This window comes from Massilia niabensis (assembly GCF_042655085.1).
Classification (GTDB): Bacteria; Pseudomonadota; Gammaproteobacteria; order Burkholderiales; family Burkholderiaceae_D; genus Telluria; species Telluria niabensis.
Genome location: NZ_JBHSMU010000019.1, coordinates 373,665 through 390,093, shown reverse-complemented (window position 1 = coordinate 390,093; position 16,429 = coordinate 373,665). Strand labels below are relative to the sequence as shown.

General features: G+C 61.8%; 13 protein-coding genes. 10 read left to right on the top strand and 3 right to left on the bottom strand.

Going from position 1 to position 16,429, the window contains the following annotated elements:
- Positions 1-26: 26 nt before the first annotated feature.
- The 3 genes from ACFPN5_RS25005 to ACFPN5_RS24995 are packed head-to-tail and all read right to left on the bottom strand — an operon-like array spanning position 27 to position 3,003.
- The gene (locus ACFPN5_RS25005) at positions 27-572 is read right to left on the bottom strand and encodes a nuclear transport factor 2 family protein (protein WP_379786558.1); all 546 of its coding nucleotides are present in this window, start codon (positions 570-572) and stop codon (positions 27-29) included.
- Between the two features lie 10 nt (positions 573-582).
- Positions 583-1,767: a beta-ketothiolase BktB gene (bktB, locus tag ACFPN5_RS25000; RefSeq protein WP_379786557.1), complete on the bottom strand. Its 1,185-nt coding sequence runs from the start codon at positions 1,765-1,767 to the stop codon at positions 583-585.
- A gap of 48 nt (positions 1,768-1,815) precedes the next feature.
- The gene (locus ACFPN5_RS24995) at positions 1,816-3,003 is read right to left on the bottom strand and encodes an acyl-CoA dehydrogenase family protein (RefSeq protein ID WP_379786556.1); all 1,188 of its coding nucleotides are present in this window, start codon (positions 3,001-3,003) and stop codon (positions 1,816-1,818) included.
- Positions 3,004-3,250: 247 nt separating this feature from the next.
- Between ACFPN5_RS24995 and ACFPN5_RS24990 the strand changes: the two genes are divergently transcribed.
- The 10 genes from ACFPN5_RS24990 to ppc all read left to right on the top strand — a co-directional run bounded on the left by ACFPN5_RS24990 (position 3,251) and on the right by ppc (position 16,344).
- Positions 3,251-4,384: an acyl-CoA dehydrogenase family protein gene (locus ACFPN5_RS24990; protein ID WP_379786555.1), complete on the top strand. Its 1,134-nt coding sequence runs from the start codon at positions 3,251-3,253 to the stop codon at positions 4,382-4,384.
- On the top strand, positions 4,365-5,432 hold the full coding sequence (locus tag ACFPN5_RS24985; protein ID WP_379786554.1) for a phosphotransferase: 1,068 nt from the start codon (positions 4,365-4,367) through the stop codon (positions 5,430-5,432). Before ACFPN5_RS24990 ends, ACFPN5_RS24985 begins: the two co-directional genes overlap by 20 nt.
- 18 nt (positions 5,433-5,450) lie before the next feature.
- Complete coding sequence (locus ACFPN5_RS24980; RefSeq protein ID WP_379786553.1) at positions 5,451-6,644, top strand: acyl-CoA dehydrogenase family protein; 1,194 nt, start codon at positions 5,451-5,453, stop codon at positions 6,642-6,644.
- Between the two features lie 25 nt (positions 6,645-6,669).
- Entirely contained in the window at positions 6,670-7,422 is a 753-nt protein-coding gene (locus tag ACFPN5_RS24975; RefSeq protein ID WP_379786552.1) for an SDR family NAD(P)-dependent oxidoreductase, read from the top strand.
- A 210-nt stretch (positions 7,423-7,632) separates the two neighbouring features.
- Positions 7,633-8,745 carry a Re/Si-specific NAD(P)(+) transhydrogenase subunit alpha gene (locus ACFPN5_RS24970; protein WP_379786551.1) on the top strand — a complete coding sequence of 371 codons (1,113 nt, stop codon included), beginning with the start codon at positions 7,633-7,635 and terminating at the stop codon, positions 8,743-8,745.
- Positions 8,746-8,755: 10 nt separating this feature from the next.
- On the top strand, positions 8,756-9,094 hold the full coding sequence (locus ACFPN5_RS24965; protein WP_379786550.1) for an NAD(P) transhydrogenase subunit alpha part 2: 339 nt from the start codon (positions 8,756-8,758) through the stop codon (positions 9,092-9,094).
- Positions 9,091-10,560, top strand: a complete 1,470-nt coding sequence (locus tag ACFPN5_RS24960) for an NAD(P)(+) transhydrogenase (Re/Si-specific) subunit beta (RefSeq protein ID WP_379786549.1) — start codon at positions 9,091-9,093, stop codon at positions 10,558-10,560. Before ACFPN5_RS24965 ends, ACFPN5_RS24960 begins: the two co-directional genes overlap by 4 nt.
- 167 nt (positions 10,561-10,727) lie before the next feature.
- Complete coding sequence (locus tag ACFPN5_RS24955) at positions 10,728-10,913, top strand: hypothetical protein (protein WP_379786548.1); 186 nt, start codon at positions 10,728-10,730, stop codon at positions 10,911-10,913.
- Positions 10,914-11,040: 127 nt separating this feature from the next.
- A complete protein-coding gene (ppsA, locus tag ACFPN5_RS24950) occupies positions 11,041-13,473 on the top strand; it encodes a phosphoenolpyruvate synthase (protein ID WP_379786547.1) in 2,433 nt (810 codons plus the stop codon).
- Positions 13,474-13,596: 123 nt separating this feature from the next.
- On the top strand, positions 13,597-16,344 hold the full coding sequence (ppc, locus tag ACFPN5_RS24945) for a phosphoenolpyruvate carboxylase (protein WP_379786546.1): 2,748 nt from the start codon (positions 13,597-13,599) through the stop codon (positions 16,342-16,344).
- Positions 16,345-16,429 lie beyond the last annotated feature (85 nt).

Below are 16,429 nucleotides of genomic sequence, written 5' to 3'. Positions count from 1 at the left end.
CGTTTGGTGGGGACCAGTCCCGAAGGTCACGCGGATTGAATCGGACGCGCGGCACCAAACAGCGTATAACTGGGGTCGTTTTCGATCCGGTTCGACTCGAAACGCAGCCCCAGTACCGGTTTGCTCCAATCCGACGAATCTTCGAATTCGCGGACCCAGTCATAGACGACACGACGCTCGCCGATACGCCATTCGCCGTTGCGGCACTCCATACGGTCGATGTAGCGGCCGGAGACGATGACGTCGTAAGGCTCGCCGCCGTGGCGGCGAATCCGGTGGTACGCCGTGAAATAGGTTTCAACGGCGGCCTTGTCGCCCTCCAGCTCGATCAGGATATTGCCGAGCAAGTGCATAGTCTGATCCATCGCGCGCAGCAACGGGATAACCCAGTCGATGAACGCTGCTGCAGTGCCCTCGAAGCTGCCGTGACTGTCCGTTGCTTCCGGCCAGTACACGGCGCCCAGGAGCTCGGGATCGCAGCGATCGATGGCGCGGGCATAGCGCATCAGACAGTGCCGGATATCTTCATGTGCAAGAAGCTTCTGAACTGCACTGTCGGAAGCATTCATCATGTCTTGCTCCTTAGATGCGTTCGAAGATTGCCGCGATTCCTTGGCCACCACCGATACACATCGTCACCAGAGCATAGCGGCCCTTGATGCGTTCGAGTTCGTGCAATGCCTTCACGGTGATGATGGCGCCGGTTGCACCGATCGGATGGCCGAGCGCGATGCCGGAGCCATTCGGGTTAACCCGGGCCGGATCGAAGCCAAGTTCCTGGGCAACTGCACACGCCTGTGCCGCGAAAGCTTCGTTCGCCTCGATGACATCGATGTCGCCGATGTTGAGGCCGGCTTTTTCCAGCGCCTTGCGGCTTGCGGGTACCGGGCCGATACCCATGTATTTCGGATCCACCCCGGCATGGGCATAGGAAACGAGTCTGGCGAGCGGCTTGAGGCCGCGTTGTTCAGCGATGCTGCGCTCAGCAAGGAGCAGGGCGGCGGCGCCGTCGTTGATGCCGGATGCATTACCGGCGGTAACAGTGCCGTTTTCCTTGATGAAGCCGGGACGCAGGCGGTCCAGGTCTTGCGCCTGCAAGTTCTCACGTACATGCTCGTCGGTATCGAACAGCGTATCGCCCTTGCGGCCCTTGATCGTCACGGGAACGATCTGGCTGCTGAAATAGCCGCTTTTCACCGCGTGGCTGGCACGGCGGTGGCTTTCGAGTGCCAGGGTATCCTGTTGCTCGCGGCTGATGCTCCATTTGGCGGCGACGTTCTCGGCCGTCACACCCATATGGACATTGTCGAAGGGATCGTGCAGCGCGCCCAGCATCAGGTCCTGGACCTTGCCGTCGCCCATGCGCAAGCCCCAGCGACCCGAGGGTAACAGCATGGCCCCGCGGGACATGCTTTCCGCGCCGCCGGCGATCGCCAGGTCGGTATCGCCCAGCAAGATGCTCTGGGCAGCACTGATGACTGCCTGCAGGCCCGAGCCACATAGGCGGTTGACGTTGAATGCTGGTGTCTCTTTCGAGCAGCCGCCGTCGATTGCAGCGATGCGCGACAGATACAGATCCCGGGGTTCGGTCAGGACCACCGTGCCAAAGCTGACGTGGCCAATGTCTTCACCGTCGACCTGGGTACGGGACAGTAGTGCGCGCACTACCTGGGATGCCAGCTCGGTGGGCGGTACATCCTTGAGGCCACCGCCAAAGCTGCCAATGGCGGTGCGTACGCCACCGACGATCACGACTTCACGTGTCATAATATTTTCCTGTATAAAAGGTGGAAACGACTGCAGGCTGCCTTTTGGCTAGCGCTTGAACATGGTGTTCCAGATGATGCTGCGTTGAATTTCATTGGTGCCGCCAAAAATCGTCGAGGCGCGCCAGTAGAGATAGCGTGACGACCGTCCCGGGGCATTCGCTGACGCCCTGGCGTGCAGAGGTTCGTGGTCATGCGGCGCGAAGCGCGGCAGCGTTTGCGGCCCGAGGATCTCGTTTTCCAGATCGCTAGCCCTCAGCAGGTACTCGGATCCGCGTACTTTCAGGCCGGAAGCGGCAGCGCCCAGGGCCGGCGAATCGTCGCTCGCGAGCGTGCGCAATACCGACCATTCGAGCGCATTCACATCCATTTCCAGACGTGCATGCTTGCGCATCAGGGCCTCGGCCGACGCCGGGGACAGGCCGTTATCTGCCTCAGCTTCGATCATCGCGGGAATCCTGGCGAGATAGCGTTTCAGGATTCCAATATAGGCGTTATGCGTGCGTTCGTTCCCGAGCAGGAATTTCGCTTGTGTCCATCCGCTGTTTTCCTCCCCGATCAGATGGTCGAAGGGAATTGCCACGTTGTCGAGGAACACTTCGTTGACGCTGTGGTCGCCGTCGATCGTCTCGATCGGGCGCACGGTGACGCCGGGTGCATCCATCGGCACGATGAACATCGACAGGCTTGCCTGTGGTTTCCCCTGTGGATTGGTGCGTGCAAGGCAGACCATGTAGTCGGCCATATGCGCCGCCGTGGTCCAGGTTTTCTGGCCGTTCAACACGTAGCCACTGTCGTTGCGGACGGCCTGGGTTTTCAGGCTGGCCAGGTCGGAGCCGGCTTGTGGCTCGGAAAAGCCCTGGCAGAACCACATCTCGCCCTTCAGGATCGGGTCGAGGTAACGCTCTCTCTGCTGCGCGGAACCAAAGCGGTAGAGTACTGGGCCAACCATGGACAGGGCGATCGGGTCGAGTTCGGGTGCGTTAGCAAGACCGTATTCAACTTCGAACAGGTAGCGCTGGGTAGGCGACCATCCGGATCCGCCGAATTCAACTGGCCAGTTCGGCGCAACCCAGCCTTTGTCGTAGAGGATGCGTTGCCATGCGCTGAGATCCTTGCGCTCCAGGTGGAAACCCTGCGCTTCGCGCCGTGCCAATTCCGAAGAAAGATTGTTTTTGAAAAATTCCCGGACCTCTTCCCGGAAAGCTTCTTCGCTACGGGTAAACGCCAGTTCCATAAATAGACTCCTTGCTGAATTGCTGCTGATTCTAGAAGGACGAATCTGATGGGTCTTGATGCGTTGCGACATGCACGAGGCTTCCGAAAAATGCGGCAGATTTCCAGGCAGCCCAGGGCGATACAACCCTGACGGGCGATATGGTAGGGCGGCAGGCTAAAAGGGAAGGCTGGCTTGTCGCAGCGCATCAAGATTATTGCGAATGCTTCTCCCACAATCCATTCCAGCATTAACTCTGGGGCGATCAATGGATTTTCGACTGAGTGGGGAACAGGAAATGTTGCGCGATTCCGCGCGACGTTATTTATTGGCTGAACAGTCCTTCGAGAACAGGCAGCAAGAGGCAAAGGACTACCGCGGCAACTGGGAGCAGCTGAGCGAACTCGGCTGGCTGGCCCTGGCGGTTCCTGAGGACCTCGGCGGACTAGGCAGCGGCGTTGAAGATCTGGCGATCCTGGGCGAGGAGATGGGGCGTGCCCTGAGCCTCGACCCATTTGTCGGGTGCGGCGTCTTGCCAACCCGGATCATCGACCGTATCGACAGGGCCGACAAGCGCGAACAAGTGCTGGCCCAGATCGCAGGCAACGAGACACGGATCGCTGTTGCCCTCTATGAGCCCGGTCGGCGCTATGACTTGTCTGCAGCCGGCATGCTGGCTGCGAGAACGGATGACGGTGCGTATCGCCTGCACGGGACCAAGATCCTGGTCAGCGGGGGCGCCGGTGCCAATCAACTCATCGTGTCCGCGCAGATACGGGACCGCGCTACGGAACCTGGCGGCCCGGCCCTGTTCCTGGTCGACGCCAAGCTGTCTGGTATCGCTTGTCACGCCTATCAGGCAATCGACGATTCCAGTGTTGCCGATTTCACGTTCGATGAGGTAGAGGTGCCGGCTGACGCCTTGCTGGCAGTGAGCGGGGGCGCGCTGCTCGAGGATGCGGTCGATGATGCGATCGTTTGCCTGTGTGCCGAAGCTCTCGGTGGCATGGAGAAAGCGATCGAAATGACTGCCGATTACCTGAAATTGCGCGCGCAGTTCGGCCGTCCGCTCGCTGAATTCCAGGTGCTGCAGCACACGGTGGCCGAAATGTTCATCGAGGCCTCGGACGCTCGATCGATGCTGTATCGGGCCCTTGCCACTCTGCCCGCTTCGGGCGCGGAACGGCGCAAGGCAGTGTCGGCATGCAAAGTCAAAATAATGGAAGCCGCCAAATGGGTCGCGGGTACGGCCGTGCATTTGCACGGGGGTATTGGCGTTACCTGTGAATACCCTGTCGGCCATTATCTGCGCCGGGTGCTGGTATCGGAACGCAGCTTTGGCGACAACGCCTATCACCTTGAACGTTATCTAAGTGAAAAAAATGACAAACGCTATCAATAATACCGGCGTGGGCGCGGTACGCGAAACGCTGCGATTCGATGAAATCCGCCTCGCTGAATGGATGCGGGAACACGTTGACGGGTTCTCGGGGCCGCTCACCATCGATCAGTTCCAGGGCGGACAATCCAATCCGACCTATCGGCTGACCACGCCTACCGGCAGCTACGTCATGCGGCGCAAGCCACCCGGCGACATCCTGAAAGGCGCTCACGCGGTGGACCGCGAGTACCGCGTGATTGCGGCCTTGCACTCGGCCGACTTCCCGGTGCCGCGCGTGTATGGCCTGTGCACGGATCCGTCCGTTATCGGTACCGAGTTTTATGTGATGGACATGGTCCACGGCCGGGTGATATGGGATCCACGTTTCGCCGAAGTCCCGTCATCGGAGCGCTCCCGCTATTTCGACGAAATGAATGCGACGATCGCGCGGCTGCACTCGGTTGACTACTCCGCCATCGGCCTAACCGATTACGGCCGCAGCGGAAACTACTTTGAGCGCCAGATTGCACGCTGGTCGCGCCAGTACCAGGAAGACGTGCTGGCCGGGCGTGACCGGAACATGGACAAACTGGTGGAGTGGCTGCCGGAAAACATCCCGCCAGGTGATGAAACCTCCATCGTGCATGGAGACTTCCGATGTGACAACATGATCTTCCACCCAACCGAGCCGCGCGTTCTGGCGGTTCTCGACTGGGAGCTGTCGACGCTCGGGCACCCGCTTGCCGACTTCGCTTACCACGCAATGATGTACCGCCTGCCGCCGACGATCATGTCCGGACTGGCGGGAGAGGACTTGGGTGCGCTCGGGATTCCATCGGAAGCCGAGTATGTGCAGGCATATTGCCGGCGCACCGGGCGCGATGCCATTCCGGGATATGAGTTCTACATCGCCTTCAACATGTTCCGCTTTGCCGCCATCTTGCATGGCATCAAAGGGCGTCAGCTCCGTGGCAATGCTTCGTCTGCGAAGGCAAGCGATCTGGCAAGCAAATTCGAACCGCTGACGCAACTGGCCTGGGAACAGGCTGAAATCGCGATGCGTCGCTAACATTGGTAAAGAGTTGATATGGATATTTCGAAAGCTAGTGCAAAGGCCCGTGAACTCGTCGAGCGGGTAGAGGCCTTCATTTGTGAGGAAGTCATTCCTTACGAAAAGGATCCCCGCAACCATGGACATGGTCCGTCGGAGGACCTGGTACGCGAGTTGCGCGCCCGGGCGCGGGCGGCTGGCCTTTTGGCACCACAGTTGCCGAAAGAGTGGGGCGGATATGGCCTGAGCCACACTGAAACTGCCGCAGTGTTTCGTGCATCCGGCTATTCGCCGCTCGGGCCGGTGGCGATGAATATCATGGCGCCGGACGAAGGCAACATGCATTTGTTGGAAAAAGTCGCCACCGTCGAACAGAAAGAGCGTTTCCTGCGCCCCCTGGCCGACGGCACGGCGCGCTCGGCTTTCCTGATGACCGAGCCGGACGGCGGTGCGGGGTCGGACCCGTCCATGATGAAGACCGTGGCGGTCGAGCGCGACGGAGAATGGATCATCTCCGGCCGAAAGTGGCTGATCACCGGGGCGGAAGGAGCAAGCGTCGGCATCATCATGGCGAAAACCGGGGATAAGGCGACGATGTTTCTGATTGATATGGAGACGCCGGGCATGCAAATCGAACGCATCCTCGACACGATCGACAACTCCATGCCGGGCGGCCATGCCGTCATCAACCTGGTAGATGTCAGGGTACCGGCCGATCAGGTGCTGGGCGCCGTGGACGAAGGTTTCAAGTACGCGCAGGTACGCCTTGCGCCTGCCCGCCTTACGCACTGCATGCGCTGGTGGGGTACAGCCAAGCGCTCGCACGATATCGCTTCACGCTACGCCTGCAACCGTCAGGCCTTCGGCAAGGCACTGGTGGAGCATGAAGGCGTCGGTTTCATGTTGGCCGACAATGAGATCGAGCTGAAACAGGCGGAATTGATGATCGACTGGTGCGCGTCAGTACTGGACGACGGCAAACTCGGCACGGTTGAATCGAGCATGGCGAAGGTGGCTGTGTCGGAGGCGCTGTTCCGGGTCGTGGACCGCTGCGTGCAGGTGCTCGGCGGCCTGGGAGTTACCCGGGATACGGTGGTCGAACAGGCATTCCGCGAAATTCGCGCCTTCCGTATCTACGACGGCCCGTCCGAAGTGCATCGCTGGTCGCTCGCGAAGGGCGTAAAGCATCGCTACAAGGACCGTACGGCTACAGCCGCCAATCCCGCCTGACCCTCGTTCATCGAAAGGAGCATCCATGCTGAGAGCTAATCTGGCAGGCCGCACTGCGCTCGTCACCGGCGCATCTAGCGGATTCGGCGCGCACTTTGCCCACGTTCTCGCCGGCGCCGGCGCCCACGTCGTCGTCGCAGCGCGCCGCGTTGACGCGCTTGAGCAACTGGTGGGAGAAATCCAAGACAAGGGGCAGACAGCGCAAGCCATGGCGCTCGACGTGACCGATTCCGCGAAGGTCGACGAAGCGATCGGGTCGCTCAAAGCGGTCGATATCCTGGTCAACAATGCCGGCGTTACGCTGAGCAAACCATTTGCCGCGCAGACCCCTGAAGACTGGGATTTCGTGATCGACACAAACTTGCGCGGCGCTGCACTGGTGGCAATGGCCGTCGCAAGGAAAATGAAGGGGAACGGGAGCGGAGGCACGATCATCAACATCGCCTCGATCCTGGGTGTGCGCCAGGGCGGCCAGCTTTCGGCCTACGCCGTATCGAAAGCCGGCGTGATTCAACTGACGAAGTCAATGGCGCTCGACCTGGCGCGCGACCGCATACGTGTCAACGCGCTTGCACCAGGATATTTCGATACCGAACTGAATCATGATTTCTTCCAGAGCGACGCCGGCCAGGCCCTCGTCAAGCGGGTGCCGTTCCGCCGCCTGGGGCAACTGGAAGACCTGGACGGGCCATTGCTCCTGCTTGCGACGGACGCATCGAGCTACATGACCGGGGCGGTGATCGCAGTCGACGGCGGCCACCTCGTCAGTTCGTTATGAGGCGCAAAGCGGCGGCGCACGCTCGCAAGATCACAGCTTCATCCGAATCGCTGATCACGCCGATCAGTTGACTAGTGCGTCTCCTCTCTTCTCAGGAAGGGTTTGCCCCCGCACGCGGTGCGGGGGATTTTTCTTCATTCCCTGCTGCGCCTGAAACTGCCGAAGCGGCGGAACGATACGCGCCATCCGAAATCAACGAAGGAATTACAGATGAGAATTGGCATTCCAGCGGAAACACGGCCGGGCGAGACCCGTGTCGCGGCAACTCCTGAAACAGTGAAAAAACTGGCCGGTAAACACCAGGTCGTGGTGCAGTCTGGAGCCGGCCTGCACGCGGCGGTGACGGACGAGGCGTACGCCGCCGCCGGTGCCACGGTCGGCAGCGCCGACGACGCGCTTGCCTGCGACATGGTCCTGAAAGTGCGCGCCCCCAACGAATCCGAGCGCGCCAGCATGCGCCCTGGCACGGTCGTGGTCGGCATGCTGAATCCTTTCGATACTGAGAATATCGCCGCCATGGCGAGCAGCCGCCTGACCGCCTTTGCGCTGGAAGCGGCACCCCGCATCACGCGCGCGCAGTCGATGGACGTGCTGTCCTCGCAGGCGAATATTGCCGGCTACAAGGCCGTGATGCTGGCCGCGAACACGTATCAACGCTTCATGCCGATGCTGATGACCGCTGCCGGCACGGTCAAAGCCGCGCGCGTGCTGATCATGGGTGTCGGCGTGGCCGGCCTGCAGGCAATCGCCACCGCCAAGCGCCTCGGCGCCGTGATCGAAGCTTCCGACGTGCGCCCGCCGGTCAAGGAGCAAGTCGAGTCGCTCGGCGCGAAATTCATCGACGTGCCTTTCCTCACCGACGAAGAGCGCGAGATTGCGCAGGGCGTGGGCGGCTACGCGCGCCAGATGCCGGCCGACTGGATGCGCCGCCAGGGCGAACTGGTGCACGAGCGCGCGAAACTGGCCGACATCATCATCACCACCGCCCTGATTCCCGGGCGCGCGGCCCCGACATTGATTGCTGAGGAAACCGTGCGCGCCATGAAGCCCGGCTCGGTGATCGTCGACATGGCGATCGAGCAGGGCGGCAACTGCCCGCTCACCGAACTGGGCAAGACCGTGGTCAAGCACGGCGTCTACATCATTGGCGAGCCGAACCTGGCGCCGATGGTCGCGGCCGACGCCTCGGCCCTGTACGCGCGCAACGTGCTCGACTTTTTAAAACTCGTCTTCGACAAGGAAGACAAATTTTTCATCGACCTGGAGGACGAGATCGTGCGCGCGACGCTGCTCTGCCACCAGGGCGAAGCAACGCGCAAATAGGGAGACGGACATGGAAATCAGCCACACCATCATCAACCTGATCATCTTCGTGCTGGCGATCTACGTCGGCTACCACGTCGTCTGGACCGTCACGCCGGCGCTGCACACGCCGCTGATGGCGGTGACGAACGCCATTTCCGCCATCATCATCGTCGGCGCCATGCTTGCCGCCGGCCTGACCGAAGGCGTGCTTGGGCAGACCATGGGCACGGTCGCCGTTGCGCTGGCCGCCGTGAACGTGTTCGGCGGCTTCCTCGTCACCCAGCGCATGCTCGAGATGTTCCGGAAAAAGGAACCGAAAGCGGTGGCGAAAGCAATCGACAAACTTGCGACGAAGGAGGCCGTATGAATTCCATCAGCATGAACCTTGTGACACTGCTGTATCTCGTCGCCTCGGTTTGCTTCATCCAGGCCTTGAAGGGCTTGTCCTCGCCGTCGTCGGCGCGCATGGGCAATACCTTCGGCATGGCCGGCATGGCGATTGCCGCGGTTACCACGGTCGCCCTGATCCTCAAGTTGCAAGCCGAGCTTGCCGCATCCTCCTCCGGGGGCAGCGGCATGGGTTTCCAGCTGGTGCTGCTCGGCGTGATTGTCGGCGGCGCGATCGGGGCCTACGCCGCGAAAAGGGTCGAGATGACCAAGATGCCGGAACTGGTGGCGGCGATGCACTCGCTGATCGGCCTGGCCGCCGTCTGCATCGCGGTGGCCGCCGTGTCCGAACCCTGGGCTTTCAACATCGCCGAGCGTGGCGGCGCGCTGCCGTTCGGGAACCGCCTGGAACTGTTCATCGGCACCTTTGTCGGTGCGGTGACCTTCTCCGGTTCGGTGATCGCCTTCGGCAAACTCTCGGGCAAATACAAATTCCGCCTGTTCCAGGGCGCGCCGGTGCGCTTTGGCGGCCAGCACATCCTGAACCTCGTCATCGCGATTGCCATCATCGCGCTCGGCTTGGTGTTCTGCTTCTCCGACGCGGTGGAGCCGGCCTGGACGCCGTTCGTCATCATGACCGCGCTCTCCTTTGTGCTGGGCGTGCTGATCATCATCCCGATCGGCGGCGCCGACATGCCGGTGGTGGTGTCGATGCTGAACTCGTACTCGGGCTGGGCGGCGGCCGGCATTGGCTTCTCGTTGAACAACTCGATGCTGATCATCGCCGGCTCGCTGGTGGGCTCGTCGGGCGCGATCCTCTCGTACATCATGTGCAAGGCGATGAACCGCTCGTTCTTCAACGTGATCCTGGGCGGCTTCGGCGGCGAAGCGGTGGCCGCCGTGGGCGGCGCCCAGGAACAGCGCCCGGTGAAATCCGGCTCCGCCGAAGACGCGGCCTTCATCCTGCAGAACGCGGAATCCGTCATCATCGTCCCGGGCTATGGCCTGGCGGTGGCGCGCGCCCAGCACTCGGTGAAGGAACTGGTCGACAAGCTGACCGAGCACGGGGTCAACGTGCGCTATGCGATCCACCCGGTGGCGGGACGCATGCCGGGCCACATGAACGTGCTGCTGGCCGAGGCCGAGGTGCCCTACGACCAGGTGGCCGAGATGGAAGACATCAACGGCGAATTCGGCCAGACCGACGTGGTGCTGGTGCTGGGCGCGAACGACGTCGTCAACCCGGCCGCGAAAGACCCGAAATCGCCGATCGCCGGCATGCCGATCCTCGAGGCCTACCGGGCGAAAAGCATCATCGTCAACAAGCGCTCGATGGCATCCGGGTACGCGGGCCTGGACAACGACCTGTTCTACATGCCGAACACGATGATGGTGTTCGGGGACGCGAAGAAGGTGATCGAGTCGATGGTGAAGGCGGTGGAGTAAGGGCTCGCGCCCTGCATGCCCTCGGGGTGTGCCGGCCGCTCTGCGACCGGCTCTGGCATGTGCCTCTCCACGGCAAAATGCGACGCCCGTGCGCAGGCCCGTAATCCTCGGCAATGTGAGCACCGCTATCAACACAATAAAAAAAGACAACCACCCAGGAGACAGCAATGAAAATTGGATCGCGACTCATGCAAGTGACGATTACCGCTGCCGTTTGCTATGTCTTTCTACAGGCGGCGGTGCGCATTGATGCACCGCCGCAGTGCGAACAGCAATGCCAGTGGGAGCAGCAGGCGAAGCGCTATTGCCCGCCCGTCGATTATCAAGTGATCGCTAACGCGCTGCACCGCTGACAGCGGTCGCGTCGGCGGGGTACTAGCGGCAGGGCTGCGCCTTCCGCCGTAGTGCGCAACTGCAAGCCGTCTGGGTTCACAGCCGAAAAGATTTTAATCACTCCGGAGCAACCTCAACATGAGCACCATGGCCTTATCTTTCCTCGACAAGCCAGCCTGTACTGATTACGTCAGTGCTTTGGACCAGTTACGCATGACCGACGTGGAGTCAGTCGGCGGCAAGAACGCCTCGCTGGGCGAACTGATCAGCCAACTTGCCAGTGCCGGCGTGCGCGTACCCGGTGGGTTCGCTACGACCGCGCAGGCGTTCCGCGATTTTCTCGAGCACTCGGTCGACGGCGCTGGTTCTTATATTCCCTCGCTGGCCGAGCGCATCGCTACCCGTCTCGAAGGCCTCGACATTGACGACGTGCGCTCGCTCGCCGCTGCTGGCGCGCAGATACGTCAATGGATCGTCGAGACGCCATTTCCACCGCGTCTGGAAGACGAGATCCGTACGTTCTACGCTTATCTGGTGGCCGATTCGACCGCCGAGATGTCGTTCGCCGTGCGCTCGTCGGCCACCGCCGAAGACTTGCCGGACGCTTCGTTTGCGGGCCAGCAGGAGACCTTCCTGAACGTGGTCGGCATCGACAACGTGCTCGAAGCCATGAAGCACGTCTTCGCCTCGCTGTACAACGACCGCGCGATTTCCTACCGCGTGCATAAAGGCTTCACGCACGCCGAAGTGGCGCTGTCGGCCGGCGTGCAGCGGATGGTGCGCTCCGACCTGGGCGCGGCCGGCGTCATGTTCACGATCGACACCGAATCGGGCTTCAAGGATGTGGTCTTCATCACCTCGAGCTACGGCCTGGGCGAAACCGTGGTGCAGGGTGCGGTCAACCCGGACGAGTTCTACGTCCACAAGCCGATGCTCCAGCAGGGCAAATCCCCGGTCATCCGCCGTAACATCGGCTCGAAACTGATCAAGATGGAATTCACCAGCGAGGCGAAAGCCGGCCGCTCCGTAAAAACCGTCGACGTGCCGATCGAGATGCGCAACCGCTATTCGCTGACCGACGCCGAAGTCGTCGAGCTGGCGAAGTACGCCGTCATCATCGAAAACCACTATGGCCGTCCGATGGACATCGAGTGGGGCAAGGATGGCCGCGACGGCAAGCTCTTCATCCTGCAGGCGCGTCCCGAAACGGTGAAGTCGCAGCAGAAGTCGACCGACGCCCAGCAGCGCTTTTCCCTGAAGGGCACCGGCACCATCCTGACCCAGGGCCGCGCAATCGGCCAGAAGATCGGCGCCGGTCCGGTGCGCGTCATCAAGGACCCGTCCGAGATGGAACGCGTGCAGCCGGGCGACGTGCTGGTTGCCGACATGACCGACCCGAACTGGGAACCGGTCATGAAGCGCGCCTCGGCCATCGTCACCAACCGCGGCGGCCGCACCTGCCACGCGGCGATCATCGCCCGTGAACTGGGCGTGCCGGCCGTCGTCGGCTGCGGCGACGCCACCGAGCTGCTGAAGGACGGCATCTTCGTGACCGTCTCCTGCGCCGAAGGCGACGAAGGCAAGATCTACAACGGCCTGCTGGAAACCGAGATCACTGAAGTGTTGCGCGGCGAACTGCCGCCGATCAAGACAAAGATCATGCTCAACGTCGGCAACCCGCAGCTGGCCTTTGATTTCCAGTCGGTGCCGAACAACGGCGTGGGCCTGGCCCGCCTCGAGTTCATCATCAACAACAACATCGGCGTGCACCCGAAGGCCATCCTCGAGTACCCGAACATCGACGCCGACCTGAAAAAGGCGGTCGAATCGGTGGCCCGTGGCCACGCTTCGCCGAAAGCCTTCTATGTCGACAAGCTGGCCGAAGGCGTGGCGACCATTGCCGCCGCCTTCTGGCCCAAGCCGGTCATCGTGCGCCTGTCCGATTTTAAATCGAACGAGTACAAGAAGCTGATCGGCGGTTCGCGCTACGAGCCGGACGAGGAAAACCCGATGCTGGGCTTCCGCGGCGCGGCGCGCTACCTGGCCGAGGACTTTGCCGAGTCCTTCGAGATGGAATGCCTCGCCATGAAACGCGTGCGCGAAGAGATGGGCCTGACCAACGTCGAGCTGATGATCCCGTTCGTGCGCACCCTTGGCCAGGCCGAGAAGGTCATCGACCTGCTGGCCAAATACGGCCTGAAACGCGGCGAGAACGGCCTGCGCGTGATCATGATGTGCGAAGTGCCATCGAACGCGATCCTGGCTGACCGCTTCCTCGAGTTCTTCGACGGCTTCTCGATCGGCTCGAACGACCTGACCCAGCTGACCCTGGGCCTGGACCGCGATTCCGGCATGCCGCTCTTGGCCGCCGACTTCGACGAACGCGACCCGGCCGTAAAAGCCATGCTGTCGATGGCGATCAAGGCCTGCCGCGCGCAGGGCAAGTACATCGGCATCTGCGGCCAGGGGCCGTCGGACAACCCGGACTTCGCCCAGTGGCTGGTGGAAGAGGGTATCGAGTCGATGTCGCTCAATCCGGATTCGGTGATCGAGACCTGGCAGAAGCTGGCCTCACGTTGAACTCTCGAGGGACATCACCGATGCGACTTTCGTACCTCTTCGCTTTGATAGCAGGAGTCCACCCGAATCTGCCACCTTCGGGATGGTTTACAAAAGCTGTAGCACACCAACAGGGGATGTCGAATGAATCGTGACGATCTGCAGAACTTCAAGGAAGAACTACTAGGCCGCGACATCCGGGAGCTCGGCCGGCAACTTGGCGAAACCATTCGTGCTCAGCACGGCGACCAGGTCTTCGATGAGATCGAATCGATCCGTAAAATGTCGATCGGATTCCGGCGCAGCCAGGACCAATCCACGCATGACGAACTGCGCGCTACCCTCAACGGCATGTCTTCCGACGATGCCATGCATCTCATCCGGGCGTTCAGTTACTTCTCCCTGCTGGCGAACATCGCCGAAGACCAGCATCATATCCGGCGCAGCCGCGCGCACCTGACCGCCGGTTCGCCGTCCAGGAAGGGTAGCATTGCCCACGCGGTCGACAGCATATGCGCAGCTGGCCGTATGGCGGAGTTGCCGGCCTTCTTCAGGGATGCGTGCGTCAGTCCCGTCTTTACAGCCCATCCCACCGAAGTTCAGCGCAAGAGCATCCTTAACTGTCAGATGGCGATTGCGCGCTTGCTCGACGAACGTGATCGCATGCAGCTCACGCCGGAGGAAGAACGTGAGAACTTCGACGCGATCGGGCGAGGCATCCTGACCTTGTGGCAGACCCGCCTGCTGCGTCCGGTAAAACTGTCCGTGATGGACGAAGTCGACAACGGCCTGTCCTTCTTCGAAAGCACGGTTTTCAGCAGCCTGCCGCGCTTGTACGCCGCTCTCGAGGACACGTTGGCCGAGAAGGAAGCCGGCTGGGCCGACATCGAACTGCCGTCCTTCATGAAGGTAGGCAGCTGGATTGGCGGGGACCGCGACGGCAACCCGTTCGTCACTGCGGATATCCTGCGAGAGACCCTGAAAGTCCAGGCTACGCAGGTGCTCGATTTTTATCTCGACGAACTGCTGAAGCTTGCGTCGCAGTTGTCCCTGGCTCAGTCCCTGTGCGCATGTTCGGATGAATTGCGCGCGATTGCGGACCGAGCTGTGGACAATTCTCCTCATCACCTGGACGAACCGTACCGCCGCGCCCTGTACGGCATCCACAACCGCCTGGCCCGTACCCGCGCATGGCTGGTTGAAGGCCAGATCCAGGCCGCCTCCGACCTCTACCTTAGCGCCGGCGAGTTCCAGGCCGACCTGGATGCGGTGCACCGGTCCCTGGTCTTCCATGGCGCCCGGCTGTTGGCGCGCGGTCGCCTGAGACAGCTGCGCCGGGCGGTCAAGGTGTTTGGCTTCAGCCTCGCCCCGGTCGATCTTCGACAGAATGCCGACGTGCACGAACGCGTGGTGGCCGAATTGCTGGCGCGCGCGCGGCGCGGCCTCAATTACCAGGCATTGGACGAGGCCGCACGCTGCACGTTCCTTCTGGAAGAGCTGTCCTCGCGGCGCCCACTGGTCTCACCCTTCGAGCGCTATTCGGAGGAGACCGAAGCGGAGCTCGCTATCCTGCGCGAAGTACAAATTGTCCAGGCAAGGTACGGACGCGAGGCCGTCACGAACTACATCATCTCGAAGGCTGCCAGCGTGTCCGACCTGCTCGAGGTGGCGCTGCTCCTGAAGGAGAGCGGCCTGATGCGCTTGGCGCCGGTTGCGCTCGACCTCAACATCATTCCGCTGTTCGAGACAATCGACGATCTGCGCAAGGGCGCGGCGGTCATGGCGCAAGCTTTCGAACTCCCGCTTTACATGGCCATGCTGGAGTCGTGCAACAAAGTGCAGGAGGTCATGCTAGGCTACTCCGACAGCAACAAGGATGGCGGCTACGTGACCTCCGGCTGGGAGTTGCACAAGGCGGAGATTGATCTGGTCGAGGTGTTCAGGCGGCATGGCGTCCAGCTGCAGCTGTTCCATGGCCGCGGCGGTTCAGTGGGCCGTGGCGGCGGTCCGAGCTATGAAGCGATCCTGGCCCAACCGGCCGGTGCGGTGCAGGGCAGGATTCGATTGACCGAACAAGGCGAAGTCATCACCGCCAAATACGCGAACCCCGAAGTTGGGCGGCGCAACCTCGAAGTCCTGGTTGCCGCCACCCTGGAGGCGACGCTGCTGTCGGCCGACAAGGCGGAGCCACGCAGGGTTCATGTGGAGGCCATGGAATTCATCTCGGCGCAGGCGCTGCGCACCTATCGCGCGCTGGTTTACGAGACCCCAGGCTTCGAGACCTATTTCTGGGAGTCGACGGTCATCTTCGAAATCGCCGCGCTGAACGTCGGCAGCCGTCCCGCCTCCCGTGGGAAGTCGCGTTCCATCGAAGACTTGCGCGCGATCCCCTGGGTGCTGAGCTGGGCGCAGTGCCGCCTGATGCTGCCGGGCTGGTATGGTTTCGGCACCGCGGTAGAGCGCTTCATGCACGACGCCCCTGCGGAGCGCCTGGCCATGCTGCGTGGGATGGTGCGCGAGTGGCCGTTCTTTGCGACGCTGCTGTCGAACATGGACATGGTCCTGGCCAAAAGCGACCTTGCGATTGCCGGCCGCTACGCCGCCCTGGTGGCGGACGAAGCCTTGCGCACGCATATCTTTGACACCATCTGCGCCGAGCACGCACGCGCTGTCGCGGCCCTCAAGCAGATCACCAGTCATGACCAGCTGCTCGATGCCAACCCGCTAATGCAGCGGTCGCTGCGCAACCGCCTTCCTTACATCGATCCCCTCAACCACTTGCAGGTGGAGCTGCTGCGACGCTACCGTCATGGCGCGAGCGACGAATCCACACGCAGCGGTCTCCACATGTCGATCAATGGTATCGCGGCTGGTCTCAGGAACAGCGGCTGAGCGAAGCAACTAGGTTGAAGGCGCGTTATGCGCTGACTTGGAAAGGGATACGTCGTATGGCACTTACCCATCTATTGCGCGGTGC